Genomic DNA, 17,738 nt, shown 5'->3' on the forward strand with positions numbered 1-17,738 from the left:
CACAGTGGCCGAACTGAGTTTGGGTACCGACGAACTCGCGGCGATGGACATTTTCGCCAGTTGTTCTGCCGAAGACCTCGCTCCGCTGGTCGCCAGCCTGCAACCGTTGCGGGCAGCCGCTGGCCAGGTGCTCATGCGCCAGGGGGAGCGGGCCGTTTCGTTTCTGCTCATATCGTCGGGGACCGCCGGGGTCACGCACAGCGGCGACGACGGCGTCGTGGTGGTCGGCCAGGTGTCGGCGGGCATGGTGGTCGGGGAGATCGCACTGCTGCGCAACAGCCGGCGAACAGCGACCGTCACCACCGCCACGCCGTTGTCCGGCTGGGTCGGCGACCAGCAGGCCTTCGCCCGGATGCTGCAGATCCCGGAGGTGATGGGCCGGCTGGTGCGGACCGCCCGACAGCGCCTCGCCGCCCACATCACCCCGATCCCGATCCGGGTTCGCGACGGCACCGAACTGCTGCTGCGCCCTGTGCTGCCCGGCGACAGCCAACGAACCGTGCACGGGCATGTGAAGTTCTCCGGCGAGACGCTCTACCGACGGTTCATGACCACCCGGATTCCCAGCCCGGCTCTGATGCACTATCTGTTCGAGGTCGACTATGTCGATCACTTCGTCTGGGTGGTGACCGAGCCGGACGGCTCGCCCGTCGCCGACGCGCGATTCGTCCGCGACGAAGGCGACCCGACCGTCGCCGAAATCGCATTCACCGTCGGTGATGCCTACCAGGGCCGCGGTATCGGCACCTTTCTGATGGGTGCGCTGTCCGTTGTCGCCCGGCTGGACGGCGTCGAAAAGTTCTCGGCGCGTGTGCTTTCCGAAAACACGCCGATGCGTGCCATTCTGGATCGGCACGGCGCGTTCTGGCAGCGCGACGACCCCGGGATCGTGACCACTGTGATCGACGTACCCGCAGCAGCTGACGTGCCATTGGACGAAGTTGTCACCGGCCGGATCAAAGATGTTGGCCGTCAAGTTATCCGGACCGTCGGGTAGATTGGCTACGATGTTGAACCTCCGCGCGGCATTGGCGATCGGTTTCGGATGCTGGTTGGCCGCCTGCGGATCGGGCGAGCGGGCCGAGGTGTCGGCAGACATCGACAAAGTGGTCGACGTCAAGTCGACCTTCGGTCCGGAGTTCCAGGTCAAGGACATCGCGCACACCGGAATCGACCCGAGACTGCTGGCCGGCACGACGCTGCCCCCGGGGTTGACTTTCGACCCCGCGGATTGCTCGAAATTCGCGATCAGCCAGCAGTTGCCGCAGGGCGTGCAGGGGAACATGTCCGCGGTCGCCGCCGAGGGCAACGGGAACCGCTTCATCACCATTGCCTTGGAGACATCCGAACCACTGCCGCTCGTCGAGCCGGGACGCAGTTGCCAGAAAGTGGGATTCGCCGGAGAGACGATCCGCGGCTTGGTGGAGGTGGTCGAGGTGCCGCGGATCGACGGCGCACACACGCTGGGCATCCACCGGGTGATTCAGACGGTCACCGACGACAGACCCCGTACCGGGGAGCTTTACAACTACTCCGCGTATTTCGGCCCCTACCAGGTACTGGTCACCGCGAACTCGCTGGTGCAACCGGACACGCCGGTCGTTCCGGTCGATACCGCGCGGGCACGTGACTTGCTCGTCGCCGCCGTCGCGGCGGTCAGAAGCTAGCGCACGCCGCGCGGCCGGAACTGGAGGCTGATCCGTGGGCCGGTCGGCCCCGACGCCTTCGCCGTCTTCGGGATCGAGTGCTCCCAGCTGCGCTGACACGAGCCACCCATGACCAGCAGGTCGCCGTGTCGCTGCGGAAACCGCAACGATGATCCACCGCTGCGCGGTCGCAACGCAAAGGTGCGGGTCGCGCCGAGGCTGACGATCGCGACCATGGTGTCCGCGGTGCGGCCACGGCCGATGGTGTCGCCGTGCCAGGCCACGCTGTCGGCGCCGTCGCGGTACAGGCACAGCCCGACGGTGGTGAACGGCTCGCCGAGTTCGCCGGCATAGATGTCGTTGAGCCGTTGCCGCACCCGGCCGATCAGCGGGTGCGGTGCGTCCTCGACGCTCAGGTCGTAAAAGCTCACCAGCCTGGGCACGTCGACCACCCGCTCGTACATCTGCCGGCGCTCGGCTCGCCACGGCACCGTGGACTGCAGCTCGGTGAGCACGTCATCGACATCCTTCGCCCAGCCGCAGCGCAGGTCGAGCCACGCTCCGCCATCGAGTCGTCGGCGTTGGTTGCCATCGAACAGCGCGCCCTGTATCTCGCACATCAGTTCGAGTCTACCCGTTGAGATTGCGGTCAGGGCTGTTCCCGGATGAATTTCACGACCGTAGGCGCAATGTCACCGGATGCCCCCGGCGGGCGAAGGCCTCCGACACCCGATGCAGGATGAAACGCCGGCTGTGTTCGGCCACCACGTGAATGTCGATCCAACCTTCGCGCTCGATCAATTCAGCACGTCCGATGCCGTGCACATACCGGGCACGATCGGTGCTGTGGTGCTTGCCGTCGTAATCGAGCCCGACCATCTGCTCGTCGTAGCCCATGTCGATGAATGCCTCGTTGAACCCGTCGGTGACCCTGATCTGTGTCCGCGGTGGCGGCAGGCCGGCATCGATGAGAAGGAGCCGTAACCACGTCTCCCTCGGTGATTCAGCACCGGCGTCCATCAGCGGAAGGGCGATGTCGGATCGACGCAGCCCGCGGGATTTCGGATAGCGTTCGGCCAGCGAAGCGGCATCGCCGGCTTTGACGTCTGTTGCGCGGGCCAACGCATCGAGGTGTCGCACGGCGGCGTCACGAGGCAGATGCCTGGCGAGATCGAGCGCGGTCCGCGCCGGACTGGTCACCGTCATCCCATCGATGTTGACGACCTCGTCGTCGTCTATCCGTTCGTTGCGCGTCACAATTCCTGTCGGTGAGCGGCAGCTTCGCCAAATCATCTCGATCGGCGAACCCGCATCCACCCACAGCGCGCCGTGCAGGGCCGCCGCTGCGCGCCCAGCGATCACGCCGTCACGGCCTGACCACAGCCACGCGCCGACCGTTTTACTCGTCAACGTCGGGACGCTCGTCCTCGGGACATAGACATTGGGAAATATCGGCCGGTAATTCCAGCGCAATTGGCCGCGAGTCAATCGTCGACCTGACAGTGCTTCGTTTCCTCGCAGCACCTCCATGCGCTGATGATGTCCGACACCGCGGTTCACGCGTTGACATTGCGTGCAGGGCTGTGGACAACCCGAAACAACGACCTCGACCGCAATCTCAACGCACAGCTACCGCCAGCTGGGCAGCCAGATCTCCATGTGCCAGGTGGCCTGGGAGATCGGCTGGCCGGTGAGCACCGGATACAGCCAGGCGAAATTGGTGAGCACCAGGGCGACGTAGCAGCACACCGCGATCAGCCCGAGGGTCCGCCGCTCGTCGTTCTGTGGGACGCGCTGGTAGAGGATGTCACCGAGGATCAGCGCGATCGCCATCACCAGGAACGGCGCCATGGGTACCGCGTAGAAGAAGTACATCTGCCGGTCGATGTCGGCGAACCACGGGAGCCAACCCGCGCAGTAGCCGACCAGCACGACGGCATACCGCCAGTCGCGGTGCACCAGCATCCGCCACGATGCGTAGCCGAGTACCGGCAGTGCGAGCCACCACATCGCCGGGGTGCCGACCAGCATCACCGCCTTGACACACGACTGTGCACCGCAGCCGGGGACGTTTTGTTGGTCGATGGCGTAGAGCACCGGCCGCAGCGACATCGGCCACGTCCACGGCTTGGATTCCCAGGGATGGTGGTTGCCCGCTCCGTTCGTCAGGCTGGCATGGAAGTGGTAGGCCTGGTAGGTGTAGTGCCACAGTGAGCGGATCGCGTCCGGCACCCGAAAGCGGGTGGCAGCGCCGATCGACTGGCCCACCTCATGGCGGTCCACGGCCGTTTCGGAGGCGAACCACGGCGCGTAGGACGCGAGATATACCCCGAACGGGATGAGCAGCAGCGCGTAGGCCGTCGGCCCCAGGTCGCGGCGGAGCGTTCCCCACCAGGGACGGCGCACCCGGTACTGACGTCGCGCCGCCACGTCGAACGCCAGCGACACCGCGCCGAAGAACACCACGAAGTAGAGCCCGGACCATTTGGTGGCGCACGCCAACCCGAGCAGCACCCCGGCGCCGAACCGCCACCATCGCACGCCCAGCCGCGGGCCCCACGGCGTCTCGGCGCTGCGGCCGTCGTTCAGCACGGCATGCATCCGCATCCGCACCCGATCTCGGTCGACGATGAGGGCACCGAAGGCCCCGACCACGAAAAATGCCAAGAAGCCGTCGAGCAACGCGGTGCGTGCGGCGACGAAACTGACGCTGTCGCCGATGAGCAGCAGCCCGGCGATCCCGCCGACCACGGTGGAACGGCTGATCCGGCGAACGATCCGCACCACCAGCCCCACCAGGATCACTCCGAGCAGGGCGCCGGTGAATCGCCAGCCCAGCCCGTTGTAGCCGAACAGCGCCTCACCGATCGCGATCAGCTGCTTGCCGGCCGGCGGGTGTACGACCAGGCCGTATCCCGGGTTGTCTTCCACACCGTGGTTGTGCAGCATCTGCCAGGCCTGCGGCGCGTAATGCTTCTCGTCGAAGATCGGGGTGCCGGCGTCGGTCGGTGACCCGAGGTTGACGAACCGTGTCACCGCCGCCAGGGCGGTGACCGCCGCGGTCACAGCCCAGCCGGTGCTGCGGTCGGCGGGCCCGAAATCGGCGACCGGCGCCATCGGGCCCGGACTGACAAGCGCTGCCATGCGCTCCGCGGCCACGGCTGCCGGGCTGGTCACGGGCGGGGCTGTCACAGGCGCCGCTCCTGTGCACCGCTTCGCTCTGCATCGTCGCCGGCGGTCACCCAACGATCGTAGGCTTTGCGCCATGGCCGCCGGTCGACTGCTGCTGGGTGCGACGCCGCTGGGTCAGCCATCGGACGCGTCAGCCAGGTTGATCGCCGCACTCGGCGCTGCCGAGGTGGTCGCCGCCGAGGACACCCGGCGGGTACGCAAGCTGGCCAGCGCACTCGACGTCCGCATCACCGGCAAGGTGGTCAGCCTGTTCGACGCGAACGAAGTAGCGCGGATCCCCACTCTGCTGGCCGAGATCACCGCCGGGGCGACGGTGCTGGTGATCAGCGACGCCGGGACGCCGGCGATCAGCGACCCGGGCTACCGGCTGGTCACCGCTTGCCTGGACGCCGGTGTGGACGTGGGTTGTCTACCCGGCCCGTCGGCGGTGACCACCGCACTGGCGGTGTCCGGCCTGGCGCCGGACAAGTTCTGTTTCGAGGGTTTCGCCCCGCGTAAGCCGTCAGCGCGCAAGGCTTGGCTGGCAGCGCTCGCCGACGAGCGCCGCACCTGCGTGTTCTTCGAGTCGCCGCGCCGGCTGGCCGGCTGCCTGCGCGACGCGGCCGAACAGCTCGGTGGTGCGCGACGCGCGGTGGTGTGCCGGGAGCTGACCAAGGTGCACGAGGAAGTAGTGCGGGGAACGCTGGACGAACTCGCGGCGTGGGCCGCCGACGGAGTGCTCGGCGAGATCACCGTGGTGCTGGCCGGGGCTAGCCCACAGGCCGACATGTCCGTGCTGGTGGCCGAGGTCGCGGAGCTGACCGGTGCCGGGATGGGCGTCAAGGCCGCCTGTGCGCGGGTGGTCACCGCCCACCCGGGGGCACCGCCGCGGCGCGAGCTCTACGACGCGGTGCTGCGTTCTCGGGGTCGGCGTTGACGCTGCGCTCACGGTGCGAAAGCGACCCCCGTTGTGGGCGCAGAATCGATGAGCGTGGGCATCAGGCCGAGGACCGGCGCGGCCTTGTGCAGGCACTCCTGCCATTCGGCGTCGGCGTCGGAGTCGGCGGTGATGCCGCCGCCGACTCCCAACACGGCACCACCGGCCGCGTCGAATTCGACGGTGCGGATCGCCACGTTGAGCTCGCATCCGGCCATCGGCGATGCCAAACCGACTGTGCCGCAATATACTCCACGTCTGTACTGTTCCCACCCCGACAGTAGTTGGCGGGCGCGCAACTTCGGTGTTCCGGTGACCGAGGCGGGCGGAAACGCAGCGTCCAGCAACGCCGACGGGGGCAGCTCGACCGGCACCCGCGCCGACACCGTCGACACCAGGTGCCACACCCCCGGCGCGGGCCGTACCGCCAGCAGCTCGGGCACGGTGACTGTCCCGGTGATCGCCACCCGGCCCAGGTCGTTGCGGACCAGGTCGACGAGCATGATGTTCTCCGCGACGTCCTTGATCGAGGACCGCAGCGCCGACGGGCGTGCGTCCAGCGGCAGCGTGCCCTTGATCGGGCTGGAGATCACGGTGTCGCCGCGGCGGCGCAGAAACAGCTCCGGTGACAACGAGGCCACCGCCCCCCAGTCCCCGGCGACATATGCGGCCCGGCCCGGCGCGGTGCGTGTCACCGCATCGGCGAAGAAGTCCAGCGGAGCGCCCGCGACGGTCCCGCTGAATTGGGTGCATACACACGCTTGATACACCTCGCCGTCCCGGATCGCTTCCAGGCAGGCCAGCACGCCGGCGCGGTGCCGGTCGCGGTCGGCCTGCCCCCAGTCGACGTGGCAGTGTCGCGACGGCGCCGGGGTCGCCAGCGCTTCGGCCAACCAGCCCGGCATCGCGGCCCCGGAGAGGCTTTCGTACCACCACTGCCCGCCCCGCCCGCCCTGCTTGTCACGGTCGCGGCGCAGCACGCAGTCGGTCCAGCCGCCGGCGGCTTGCGGGATCCGGCCCGGCTGCCCGTCGGCGCCGGCATCCGGGTAGGACAGGTAGCCGATCCAGCCACCGCCCACCGCGGTGCTGCCTGAGCCCGGCCGGACCGCGAACGCGGCGGCCGGGTCGACGGGTTGTATCGCCACGCTCGGTGCGATCACCGCGAGCGCGCCGAACCACTCGCCGGTCAGCGCCGCCGGCGGCGGCAGGCCCAGCCGAACCGTGGCGTCACCGACCGCGCGCAGCACCTCCGGCGCTTCGCCCAGCGCACCGAGCCGCTGCGTTCGCACCGTCCTAGCTTGCTGCGTCGGGCGAGCAGACGCAAAGGCCCCTGCATGTCGCGTGCGCGGGGGGGCCTTTGCGTCTGCTCGCGGTCAAGAGGTTAAGAAACGTGGCGGGGGAACACGCCGACGGGCGGCGGTAGCGCGATACCGGGCTTGAGCCGCTCACCGATCGCCGCGAAGGTGCGTTGCCCGTCGGGCTGGCCGAGCAGATCCAGCAGCTTTCCCGTCGATTCCGGCATCACCGGTTGAATCAACAGTGCCGCGATGCGTACCACCTCCAGCGTGGTGTAGAGCACGGTCGGAAAGCGCGTCTGATCAGCCGGGGACTCACTTTTGGAAAGCACCCACGGCTGTTGCGCGGAGAAGTACCGGTTGGCGGCACCGAGCATCAGCCAGATCGCCTCCAAACCCAAATGCATTGCCTGCACATCGAACTTGGCTCGCACCTGTTCCAGCAGCCTGTCGGCCGTAGTTAGCAACTGCAAGTCCTCGACGGTGAATTCGCCTGGCTCCGGGACGATCCCGGCCAGATTCTTGGCGACCATCGACAGTGACCGCTGCGCCAGGTTGCCCAGCTCGTTGGCCAGGTCGGTGTTGATCCGGGTGATGATCGCGTCATCGCTGTAACTGCCGTCCTGGCCGAACGGGACCTCGCGCAGCAGGAAGTAGCGCACCTGGTCCAGGCCGAACGCGTCCACCAGCGTGTCCGGGTCGATCACATTACCCACCGACTTGCTCATCTTCTGACCCCGGTTGAGCAGAAATCCGTGTGCGAAAACCCTTCGGGGCAGCTCGATTCCGGCTGACATCAGAAACGCCGGCCAGTAAACGGTGTGAAACCGGATGATGTCCTTGCCGATCATGTGCAGGTCGGCGGGCCAATAGCGGCGAAACACCGGCGAGTCGGTGTCGGGGTAGCCCACCCCGGTCAGGTAATTGGTCAGCGCATCGACCCACACGTACATGACGTGGTCGGGATGGTCGGGGACCGGCACGCCCCAGTCGAACGAGGTGCGGGAGATCGACAGATCGCGCAGCCCGCCGGAGACAAAGCTGACCACCTCGTTGCGTCGCACGTCCGGTGCGATGAACTCCGGGTGGGCCTGGTAATGGGCCAGCAGCTTGTCCGCGTACGCCGAGAGCCGGAAGAAATACGTCTGCTCCTCGGTCCACGTCACCGGCGCTCCGGTTTCGCCGGCGATGCGGATGCCGTCGTCGGCAAGCGCGGTCTCCGCTTCGACGAAAAAGCGCTCGTCGCGCACCGAGTACCACCCCGAATAGGAATCGAGGTAGATGTCGCCGGCGTCGGCCATCCGCTGCCAGATCACCTTGGACGCCGCCAAGTGGTCGGCGTCGGTGGTGCGGATGAAGCGGTCGAAGGAGATGTTGAGGCGCTGCTGCAGCCGTTGGAACACATCGGAGTTGCGCCGGGCCAATTCCGCGGTGGCAATGCCCTCGGCGGCCGCCGTTTCGACCATCTTCAATCCGTGCTCGTCGGTGCCGGTCAGGTAGCGCACGTCGTAGCCGTCGAGCCGTTTGAACCGGGCGATTGCATCGGTGGCGATGTATTCGTACGCATGCCCGACGTGCGGCTCGCCGTTCGGGTAGGTGATCGCCGTGGTCAGGTAGTAGGGCCTCATCGCAGATCCACCCTATTGTGTGGCCGTGACTTCCAAACAGTCAGCCGAACGGCAAGCGCCGCCCGTTCCGGAGCCGTTGCACCCGCTGATCGATGCGCACACCCACCTCGACGCCTGCGGGGCGCAGGACGCCGGCCAAGTGCGCATCATGGTGGATCGTGCCGCCACGGTCGGGGTCGAGGCGATCGTCACCGTCGCCGATGACCTGAGTTCGGCGCGCTGGGTGACCCGGGCCGCCGATGGGGATCCGCGGGTCTACGCCGCGGTGGCGCTGCATCCCACCCGCGCCGACGCGCTGACCGAGGCTGCCCGCGACGAGATCGAGCGGTTGGCCGCCCACCCGCGGGTGGTGGCGATCGGCGAAACCGGCCTGGACCTGTACTGGCCGGGCCGGCTGGCGGGCTGCGCGGAACCGGGCAGCCAGCGGGAGGCCTTCGCCTGGCACATCGACCTTGCCAAACGAACCGGCAAACCGCTGATGATCCACAACCGCGGCGCCGACGCCGAGGTGCTCGAGGTGCTGGCGGCCGAGGGCGCCCCCGAGGTGGTGATCTTTCACTGTTTCTCCTCGGGCAGCCAGATGGCCCGCAGCTGCGCCGACGCCGGGTGGCTGCTCAGCCTGTCGGGTACGGTGACCTTCCGCAATGCTCGTGAGCTGCGGGAAGCCGCGCCGCTGATCCCGTCCCGGCAGTTGCTGGTGGAGACCGACGCACCGTTTCTGACGCCGCACCCCTATCGCGGTGCACCCAACGAGCCCTACTGCCTGCCTTACACGGTTCGAGCGCTGGCCGAACTGCTGGATGTGCCGCCCGGCGAGCTCGCCCGGGTCACCACCGGCAACGCTCGCCGGGCGTACGGATTGCATTAAGAGTCCTTTAAGAACGTCCGCCGGAAGTTGATCGACGCCAGGCGGTTCGTTACCGTCTCGTTATCGAATGTGGGGCCCCAAGGGCCCCTTTCCTGTGTCATGAGGTCGTTGAGGTCAGGGACAGCAGCACGTTGAATGTAGTGACAAGGCTCCACCAGAACCAATCGCCGATTCTACGAATACTGGTTGCCGCGATGTTGCTTTCGCTGATCTTCGCCGGCGGCTACGCGGTCGCCAACCACAAGACGGTGACCCTGGACGTCGATGGGACACCTACGACCGTCACCACGATGAAGTCTCGGGTGATTGACGTCGTCGAAGAGAACGGGTTCACCGTCGCCGAGCGCGACGACCTGTCCCCGGCCGGCGACACGCGGGTGCAGAACGCCGACACGATCACGCTGCGGCGCAGCCGGCCGCTGCAGATCTCCCTGGACGGCGGAACAGACACCAAGCAGGTCTGGACGACGGCAAGCACCGTCGATGAGGCGCTGGCTCAGCTGTCCATGACCGACATCGCCCCGGTGGCGGCCTCCCGCGGCAGCCGGGTCCCGCTGTCCGGCATGGCGCTGCCGGTGGTCAGCGCCAAAACGGTGCAGATCGACGATGGCGGGGCGGTGCGCACGGTGCACCTGGCCGCGCCGCACGTTGCGGGCCTGCTTGAGGCCGCCGGCACCCCGCTGGAGCAGAGCGACAAGGTGACTCCGGCGGCCTCGACGCCGGTGACCGAGGGAATGCAGATCCAGGTGACCAGAATCCGTACCCAGCAGGTCACCGAGCGGGTGCCGCTGGCCCCGAACCCGCAGCGGATCGAAGACCCGACCATGAACATGAGCCGCCAAGTCGTGGAAGACCCCGGCACACCGGGCACCCAGGACGTGACGTTCACCGTGGCCGTGGTCAACGGTGCGGAGACCGGCAGGCTGCCGGTGGCCAATGTCGTGGTGCAGCCGGCCCGCGACGCTGTGTTGCGAGTCGGGGCCAAGCCGGGCACCGAAGTGCCGCCGGTGAGCAACGGCGGCACTTGGGACGCCATCTCCCGCTGTGAGGCCGGTGGCAACTGGGCGATCAACACCGGCAACGGCTACTACGGCGGCGTGCAGTTCGACCAGGGCACCTGGGAGCGCAACGGTGGCCTGCGGTATGCCCCGCGCGCGGATCTGGCTACCCGGGACGAGCAGATCGCCATTGCGGAGGTCACCCGGGGACGTCAGGGTTGGGCTGCCTGGCCGGTGTGCAGCGGGCGGGCGGGTACCCGCTGAGCGTTCGGCTCCTCGGACGCACCGAGATAAGGACTCTGGCCAAAGAGCTCGAGTTCCGGCCGCGGAAATCACTGGGCCAGAACTTCGTCCACGACGCCAACACGGTGCGTCGGGTGACGTCGGCAGCCGGAGTGAACCGGGGTGATCACGTCCTGGAGGTCGGCCCCGGGTTCGGTTCACTGACCCTGGCCCTGCTCGACCGCGGAGCGGCGGTCACCGCCGTCGAAATCGACCCAGTGCTGGCCGACCGGCTGCCGAAAACGGTTGCGGAGCACTCGCACGCCGAAGCCGACCGACTCAGGGTGCTCAACTACGACATCCTGTCCGCGGGTCCGGGTGTGCTGACCGGTGAGCCCACAGCGTTGGTGGCCAATCTGCCCTACAACGTCGCGGTGCCGGCGCTGTTGCATCTGCTGGCCGAGTTTCCCTCCATCCGGACGGCGACGGTGATGGTCCAGGCTGAGGTCGCCGAACGGCTGGCCGCCGAGCCGGGCGGCAAGGACTACGGGATACCCAGTGTGAAGGTCCGGTTCTTCGGGACCATACGCCGTCTCGGCACGGTGCCGCCGGCCGTGTTCTGGCCGATTCCGCGAGTCTATTCCGGACTGGTGCGCATCGATCGATACCGAGCCGCACCGTGGCCCACCGACGACACATTCCGTCGAAGGGTCTTCCAACTTGTGGACACCGCATTCGCACAGCGGCGCAAAACCACTCGTAATGCTTTCGCCGAGTGGGCGGGGTCGGGCAACGAATCCGCGAAGCGACTGCTGGCTGCCAGCATCGACCCGGCCCGCCGCGGCGAGACGTTGTCGATCGCCGACTTCGTCCGGTTGCTCCAGCGCCCGGATTCCCCTACCACGACGCCGGCCCGGGGCAGTCCAGGCGGCACACCCCGGCGCGTCAACTCGACCAGCTAGACCGATGTGCGCAGCACCCGGGTGATGTGTTCGACGAACTCAGTGCAGGACCGGTAGCGCATCTCCGGTGCTTTTGCCATCGCCCGAGAAAGAACCGTGTCGAAGGCGCGTGGTATCCAACCGAAGTCGTGCGAGACAGGTCGCGGCAACCTGCGCAGCTGCGCGTCTACCAGCTCAGCGGCGCTATCTGCAGTGAACGGCGGTGCCCCGGTGAGTAATTCGACCGTCGTACATGCCAGCGCATACTCGTCGGTGGCGGCAGCGGGCGCTTGGCCGAGCAGTACTTCGGGGGCGGCGTAGGGCAGCGATACCTGCCGACGTTTTTGCCGTCGCCACACGTCTTCGACGACGGTGTGGGCCACACCGAAGTCGACCAGCACCGCGCCGTCGTGGGGGAAATCCTCGGCAACAAGGATATTCGCGGGTTTCACGTCGCAGTGCACGATGCCATTGCGGTGCGCGTAGTCCAGCGCGTCGGCAATCTGCGCCAGGGCCGCCAGCCGGTCGTCGAGCACCCGTAGCCGTGTCGAGTTGCCACCGGCGACGAATTGCATGGCCAGCCAACAGGGCCCGCGTTCGTAGACCGTGACGACGTGGGGGTGATCGAGTGCGCGTGCGAACTCGAATTCCCGTTCCAGGTGGGCTCGTTCGGGCGGTGTGCGGTGGTCCTCGTCGAGGACCTTGAGCGCCAGCACGCGCTGCGGTCCGGATGCTGGGTAGGCCCGATACACCGTGGCGCAGCCGCCGCGGCCTACCGTCCGGTCGACGACGTAGCCGCCCAGGGTCTCGCCGGCGTACAGCACCGTTTCAGGCTAGGACCTGGTGGTTTGAGCCCCTCCAGCCGCCCGCAGCAGCTAAGGAACGACTATGTAGTCTAGCGTTGTTCGTGGGCAACACACTTAATAATGGGCAACACACTTAATAAGATGCGAAGATCGTCACACCGATGTGATCACCTTGCCGGGGAGATTAGTTATGACCAGTCGCAGGCTGCGCTCGCTGGGCGCCGTGTCGTTGGCGTTCACCGGCGCCTTAGCACTGGTAGCACTGGTAGCACTGGTCGCACTGGTCGTGCCGCTCGCGGTCAGCCCGGCGCTGGCGACCGGGGTGAGAACGGTGCTCGCCGAGGTGAAGCTGCTGAGCACCGACGCCGAGTCGTGGATCATGGGAGGCAGCGGTCTACCGATACCTCCGCCGTCCTACCTGACGGACGTCAGTGAGCGGTACATCAACCCGTCGGCGTTTCCTGATTTCAGCCACGGCGAGCCGCTGTTCCACGGCCAGCCGGAGTTTCCGGTCGTCACAACGAACCCGCTGTTCACCCCGGAGGGGCTGTATCCGTTCGAGGGCGTCAAAGAGCTGGAGTTCAACCAGTCGGTAGCGCAGGGCGTCAGCATCCTGAACACCACGATCACGAATCAGGTCGCCTCGGACACCCCCAGCGTCGTGTTCGGCTACTCGCAGAGCGCGACCATTTCCACACTGGAGATGCAGAACCTGCTCGCCCTGCCGCATAACGATCAGCCCGCCGCGGATCAGCTGAATTTCGTGCTGGTCGGTGACCCCAACAACCCCGACGGCGGTCTCCTGCCCCGCTTCGACTTCCCGGGTATGCAGGAGGCGACCATCCCGAGTCTGGGGATCACGTTCAGCAGCGCGACCCCGGCGGACACCCCCTGGGACACCGCGATCTACACCCAGGAATACGACGGCTTCGCGGACTTCCCGAGGTACCCGCTCGATCTGCTGTCGGACATCAACGCCGTTTTGGGTATCGCCTTCGTCCACGGCACCTACCCGACCATCACCTCCGAGCAGATCAGCCAGGCGATCCTGCTGCCGGGCTCAACCGAGTTGCCCTTCGATCTCCCCGGCGGTGGGACCACCGCCGCCGAGTCGACCAACTACTTCATGATTCCCACCGAGAACCTTCCGCTGCTGGACCTGCTGCGCGCCATCCCGGTGGTGGGCAACCCGCTGGCCGACCTGCTGCAGCCGGACCTGAAGGTGCTGGTCAATCTGGGGTACGGCAGCATCGACCAGGGCTGGGACCCAGGGCCGGCCAACGAGGCAACGCCATTCGGCCTGTTCCCGGATGTCAACATCAGCGATGTGCTGAACGCCCTGGGCGCAGGGGCCGAGCAGGGCGTCACCGACTTCACCCACGACCTGTCCCACCTGTCGTTGTCCAGCCTGTCGGCGGGCACCCCCGATCTGGCCTCGCTCAGCCTCACCGACATCGTCAATGCCTTCAGTGCTGCGGCATCGCACGCCTACGCGGCGTTGCTGCCGACCGCCGACATCGTCAACAGCCTGACGACCACCATGCCGGTCTACGATGTCGACCTCTTCACCCACTTCCTCGGGCAAGGTGACCTGGCGGAGGCGCTCCTGATGCCGATCGGGGTCGACTTCGCGTTGGCCAGCGTCGCAGGCGGATTCGAACTCCGCGTGATCGAGAACGCGATTTTTGCGATCGGTGATTCCTTCAGCGGCCTGTCGTAACGGCTGAGGCCACCGGCGATAGTCTCATCGGCGTGACCGCGTCCGACGGAAACACCGCCACGGAGTGGATACCCACCGGGTCGGTCAGCGTGCAAGTACCCGGGAAGCTCAACCTTTACCTGGCCGTGGGGGATCGCCGCGCCGACGGCTACCACGAGCTGACCACGGTGTTTCACGCCGTGTCGGTGGTCGACGAGGTCACGGTCCGCGCCGCGGACATGCTGTCGCTGCGAGTTGTCGGGGAGGGTGCCGACCTGCTGCCCACCGACGAGCACAACCTGGCCTGGCGGGCCGCCGAGTTGATGGCCGGTCACGTGGGCCGGGTGCCCGACGTGGCGATCACGGTCGACAAGTCCATCCCGGTCGCCGGCGGCATGGCCGGCGGCAGCGCGGATGCCGCCGCGGTGCTGGTCGCGATGAACGTGCTGTGGGAGTTGGGCATACCGCGTCGCGATCTGCATTCGCTGGCCGCGCGGCTGGGCAGCGACGTGCCGTTCGCGTTGCATGGTGGCACCGCGTTGGGCACCGGTCGCGGTGAGGAGCTGGCCACCGTGTTGACCCGCAACACCTTTCACTGGGTGTTGGCATTCGGCGAGTGCGGGTTGTCCACTGCCGCGGTGTTTGCCGAGCTGGACCGCCTCCGAGCTGATGCCGGCCGCGTACTGCCGCGGCTTGACCAACCCGAGCCGGTGCTGGCGGCGCTGGCTGCCGGCGATCCCCATCGTCTGGCTCCGCTGCTGGGTAATGAGCTGCAGGCGGCGGCGGTCAGTCTGGCCCCGGTGCTGCGACGTGCGCTGCACGCGGGTGTCGAGGCGGGTGCGCTGGCCGGCGTCGTGTCCGGTTCGGGGCCGACGTGCGCGTTCTTGTGCGCGTCCGCCGCGTCGGCCGCCGACGTCGGCGCGGAGCTCGCGGCGGCGGGCGTCTGCCATGCGGTCCGGGTGGCCAGCGGGCCGGTGTACGGTGCCCGCGTGGTGTCGCCCCCCGTCACCGGGGTGTGATCTAGATCGCAATCCGACGTAGGATTTGTCCGGTCTTTAAGACGAGTTTAAGATACTGCGCGGTGACTAGTTGCGGTCAGGACAATTGTGCGATCCCATTGCTCGCGGGGTGTGGCGCACCTTTGCACACCGCCTGTGACCCACCACCGTTTCGAGACACGATCGCTCCCCGATTGTGCAGGCGCGCCTCTCACCGAACGGCCGTTACCAGGTGGAACATTGAATCTCGGGCGTGCAGGGCACTGCACCGCATCAGGAGGCTGTCGTGAGCAGGTTCACCGAAAAAATGTTCTGCAATGCCCGCAACAGCACCAACGGGATGGTCACCGGCGAACCGCATCACCCGATCCGGCACACCTGGGGCGAAGTGCACGAACGTGCCCGCCGAGTGGCCGGCGGGCTGGCTGCGGCGGGTGTGGGACACGGCGACGCGGTCGGCGTGTTGGCCGGCGCTCCGGTGGAAATCGCCCCCACTGCGCAAGGGTTGTGGATGCGCGGAGCCAGCCTGACCATGCTGCATCAGCCCACCCCCCGTACCGACCTGGCGGTATGGGCAGAGGACACCGCGACCGTCATCGACATGATCGAGGCCAAGGCCGTCATCGTCTCCGACCCCTTCATGGCGGCGCTGCCGGTGCTCGCCGAGCGCGGCATCCAGGCGTTGACCGTGGAGCAACTGCTGGCTTCCCAGGCGCTGGACCCGGTGCAGACCGGCGAGGACGACCTGGCGCTGATGCAATTGACGTCCGGTTCCACCGGATCCCCCAAGGCCGTCCAGATCACCCACCGCAACATTCACTCCAATGTCGAGGCGATGTTCGTCGGCGTGAAATACGACGTCGATAAAGATGTGATGATCAGCTGGCTGCCGTGCTTCCACGATATGGGCATGATCGGCTTTCTGACCGTGCCGATGTATTTCGGTGCCGAGTTGGTCAAGGTCACCCCGCTGGACTTCCAGCGCGACACGCTGCTGTGGGCAAAGCTGATCGACAAGTACAAGGGCACTTTCATCTGCGGACCGAACTTCGCCTACTCGCTGTTCGCCAAGCGACTGCGCAAGCAAGCCAAACCCGGTCAGTTCGACCTGTCCACGCTGCGGATCGCGATGTCGGGCGCCGAACCGGTGGAGCCCGCCGACGTCGAAGACCTGATCGACGCGGGCCGGCCGTTCGGGCTCAAGCCGGAGGTGATCCTGCCCGCCTACGGCATGGCCGAGACGACGCTGGCGGTGTCGTTCTCGCCGGTCGAGGAGGGACTGGAAGTCGACGAGGTCGATGCCGACCTGCTGGCTGCGCTGCGGCGCGCGGTGCCGGCCACCAAGGGCACCACCCGGCGGCTGGCCTCGCTGGGTCCGCTGCTGCAGGGCATCGAGGCCCGTATCGTCGACGAGGACGGCGCGGTGCTGCCTCCTCGCGGGGTGGGCGTCATTCAGCTGCGCGGCGAACCGGTAACTCCGGGCTACATCACCATGGCGGGTTTCATCCCCGCGCAGGACGAGCACGGCTGGTATGACACCGGCGACCTCGGTTACCTGACGGAAAACGGCCACATCGTGGTCTGCGGCCGGGTGAAAGACGTCATCATCATGGCCGGTCGCAACATCTACCCCACCGACATCGAGCGGGCCGCCAGCCGGGTCGACGGGGTGCGGGCGGGCTGCGCTGTGGCGGTGCGGCTGGACGCCGGCCACTCCCGGGAGACCTTCGCGGTCGCGGTGGAGTCCAACGCCTGGCAGGATCCCGCCGAGGTCCGCCGTATCGAACACCAGGTGGCGCACGAGGTGGTGGCCGAGGTCGATCTGCGCCCCCGCAACGTGGTGGTGCTGGGCCCCGGGGCCATCCCCAAGACGCCGTCGGGCAAACTGCGCCGGGCCAATTCCGTCACGCTGGTCACCTAGTTTCCCTCTTGCGCTGGGGTACCGCCCGCTTGCGGGGGAGGGCGTTCCCCGGTCCGACACGCCGCTCGCGCCCTCGCGAGCCGTCGGCGTGCGCCCGCGCGGTTACGGCCAGGCGTGCACGACGTTCTGTGCGGACTCCAGCCCCAGCTCGATCAGTAATTCGGTGGCGTCGGCGGCCTGCTCGCAGATGGCCGGCACCTGGTCGGCCTCGTCGGCTGTGAACGGCTCCAGCACGAACGCCGCCGGGTCCTTGCGTCCGGGCGGACGGCCGATCCCGATGCGAACACGTTGAAAGTCCTTGCTGCCCAATACCGCCGCGATTGATCGCAGCCCGTTGTGGCCGCCTTCGCCGCCGCCCAGCTTGAGCCGGATGCGACCGAAGTCGAGATCCAGGTCGTCGTGGATGACGGTGATGTTGCCCGGCGGCACCGAGAAGAATTTCGCCAATGGCGCTACTTGGCGACCCGACTCGTTCATGTAACTGCGTGGCCGGGCCAGCACCACCGAGCGTCCGCACAGCCGGCCGGTGGCCACCTCCGCCCCGGAACGTTTATGCGCCTTGAACTTCGACCCCATTCGCGCGGCCAGCCGGTCGGCGACCATGAAGC

At 67.3% G+C, this 17,738-nt stretch carries 16 protein-coding genes; 9 read left to right on the plus strand and 7 right to left on the minus strand.

Annotated features, from left to right (window positions below; translation table 11 throughout):
- Positions 1-43: 43 nt before the first annotated feature.
- A complete protein-coding gene (locus tag AC2VON_RS02955; RefSeq protein WP_486951614.1) occupies positions 44-997 on the plus strand; it encodes a GNAT family N-acetyltransferase in 954 nt (317 codons plus the stop codon).
- 10 nt (positions 998-1,007) lie between these two features.
- Entirely contained in the window at positions 1,008-1,667 is a 660-nt protein-coding gene (locus tag AC2VON_RS02960) for a DUF5642 family protein (protein ID WP_486951602.1), read from the plus strand.
- Here AC2VON_RS02960 and AC2VON_RS02965 read toward each other — a convergent pair.
- The 3 genes from AC2VON_RS02965 to AC2VON_RS02975 form a co-directional block, all read right to left on the minus strand.
- Positions 1,664-2,269 carry an alpha-ketoglutarate-dependent dioxygenase AlkB gene (locus tag AC2VON_RS02965; RefSeq protein WP_486951615.1) on the minus strand — a complete coding sequence of 202 codons (606 nt, stop codon included), beginning with the start codon at positions 2,267-2,269 and terminating at the stop codon, positions 1,664-1,666. The genes AC2VON_RS02960 and AC2VON_RS02965 overlap by 4 nt on opposite strands.
- Positions 2,270-2,318: 49 nt before the next feature.
- The gene (locus tag AC2VON_RS02970) at positions 2,319-3,176 is read right to left on the minus strand and encodes a hypothetical protein (protein WP_486951603.1); all 858 of its coding nucleotides are present in this window, start codon (positions 3,174-3,176) and stop codon (positions 2,319-2,321) included.
- 99 nt (positions 3,177-3,275) lie between these two features.
- On the minus strand, positions 3,276-4,790 hold the full coding sequence (locus AC2VON_RS02975; RefSeq protein WP_486951616.1) for a dolichyl-phosphate-mannose--protein mannosyltransferase: 1,515 nt from the start codon (positions 4,788-4,790) through the stop codon (positions 3,276-3,278).
- 121 nt (positions 4,791-4,911) lie between these two features.
- On the opposite strand from AC2VON_RS02975, the gene rsmI reads away from it, so the two are divergent.
- A complete protein-coding gene (rsmI, locus tag AC2VON_RS02980) occupies positions 4,912-5,754 on the plus strand; it encodes a 16S rRNA (cytidine(1402)-2'-O)-methyltransferase (protein ID WP_486951604.1) in 843 nt (280 codons plus the stop codon).
- An 8-nt stretch (positions 5,755-5,762) separates the two neighbouring features.
- Here rsmI and AC2VON_RS02985 read toward each other — a convergent pair whose 3' ends face one another.
- Positions 5,763-7,043: an aminodeoxychorismate synthase component I gene (locus AC2VON_RS02985; RefSeq protein WP_486951605.1), complete on the minus strand. Its 1,281-nt coding sequence runs from the start codon at positions 7,041-7,043 to the stop codon at positions 5,763-5,765.
- A gap of 92 nt (positions 7,044-7,135) precedes the next feature.
- Entirely contained in the window at positions 7,136-8,677 is a 1,542-nt protein-coding gene (gene metG / locus AC2VON_RS02990; protein ID WP_486951606.1) for a methionine--tRNA ligase, read from the minus strand.
- A gap of 25 nt (positions 8,678-8,702) precedes the next feature.
- Between metG and AC2VON_RS02995 the strand changes: the two genes are divergently transcribed.
- The 3 genes from AC2VON_RS02995 (at position 8,703) to rsmA (ending at position 11,727) form a co-directional block, all read left to right on the plus strand.
- Positions 8,703-9,545: a TatD family hydrolase gene (locus AC2VON_RS02995; protein WP_486951607.1), complete on the plus strand. Its 843-nt coding sequence runs from the start codon at positions 8,703-8,705 to the stop codon at positions 9,543-9,545.
- A gap of 131 nt (positions 9,546-9,676) precedes the next feature.
- The gene (locus AC2VON_RS03000) at positions 9,677-10,807 is read left to right on the plus strand and encodes a resuscitation-promoting factor (protein ID WP_486951608.1); all 1,131 of its coding nucleotides are present in this window, start codon (positions 9,677-9,679) and stop codon (positions 10,805-10,807) included.
- The gene (rsmA, locus tag AC2VON_RS03005; protein WP_486951617.1) at positions 10,771-11,727 is read left to right on the plus strand and encodes a 16S rRNA (adenine(1518)-N(6)/adenine(1519)-N(6))-dimethyltransferase RsmA; all 957 of its coding nucleotides are present in this window, start codon (positions 10,771-10,773) and stop codon (positions 11,725-11,727) included. The genes AC2VON_RS03000 and rsmA overlap by 37 nt, the downstream gene beginning before the upstream one ends.
- Here the strand turns inward: rsmA and AC2VON_RS03010 are convergent.
- Positions 11,724-12,530, minus strand: coding sequence for a serine/threonine-protein kinase (locus AC2VON_RS03010; RefSeq protein WP_486951609.1), 807 nt, complete (start codon positions 12,528-12,530; stop codon positions 11,724-11,726). The two genes, rsmA and AC2VON_RS03010, sit on opposite strands and share 4 nt — an antisense overlap.
- Before the next feature lie 172 nt (positions 12,531-12,702).
- On the opposite strand from AC2VON_RS03010, the gene AC2VON_RS03015 reads away from it, so the two are divergent.
- The 3 genes from AC2VON_RS03015 (at position 12,703) to AC2VON_RS03025 (ending at position 17,130) form a co-directional block, all read left to right on the plus strand.
- A complete protein-coding gene (locus AC2VON_RS03015; RefSeq protein WP_486951610.1) occupies positions 12,703-14,232 on the plus strand; it encodes a PE-PPE domain-containing protein in 1,530 nt (509 codons plus the stop codon).
- Between the two features lie 32 nt (positions 14,233-14,264).
- The gene (locus tag AC2VON_RS03020) at positions 14,265-15,230 is read left to right on the plus strand and encodes a 4-(cytidine 5'-diphospho)-2-C-methyl-D-erythritol kinase (protein ID WP_486951611.1); all 966 of its coding nucleotides are present in this window, start codon (positions 14,265-14,267) and stop codon (positions 15,228-15,230) included.
- A 265-nt stretch (positions 15,231-15,495) separates the two neighbouring features.
- Complete coding sequence (locus AC2VON_RS03025) at positions 15,496-17,130, plus strand: fatty acyl-AMP ligase (protein WP_486951612.1); 1,635 nt, start codon at positions 15,496-15,498, stop codon at positions 17,128-17,130.
- A gap of 102 nt (positions 17,131-17,232) precedes the next feature.
- Here the strand turns inward: AC2VON_RS03025 and pth are convergent.
- On the minus strand, positions 17,233-17,738 hold a 506-nt coding region (gene pth, locus AC2VON_RS03030; RefSeq protein ID WP_486951613.1), incomplete at its 5' end, for an aminoacyl-tRNA hydrolase.

Source organism: Mycobacterium sp. TH-M82, from assembly GCF_057473605.1.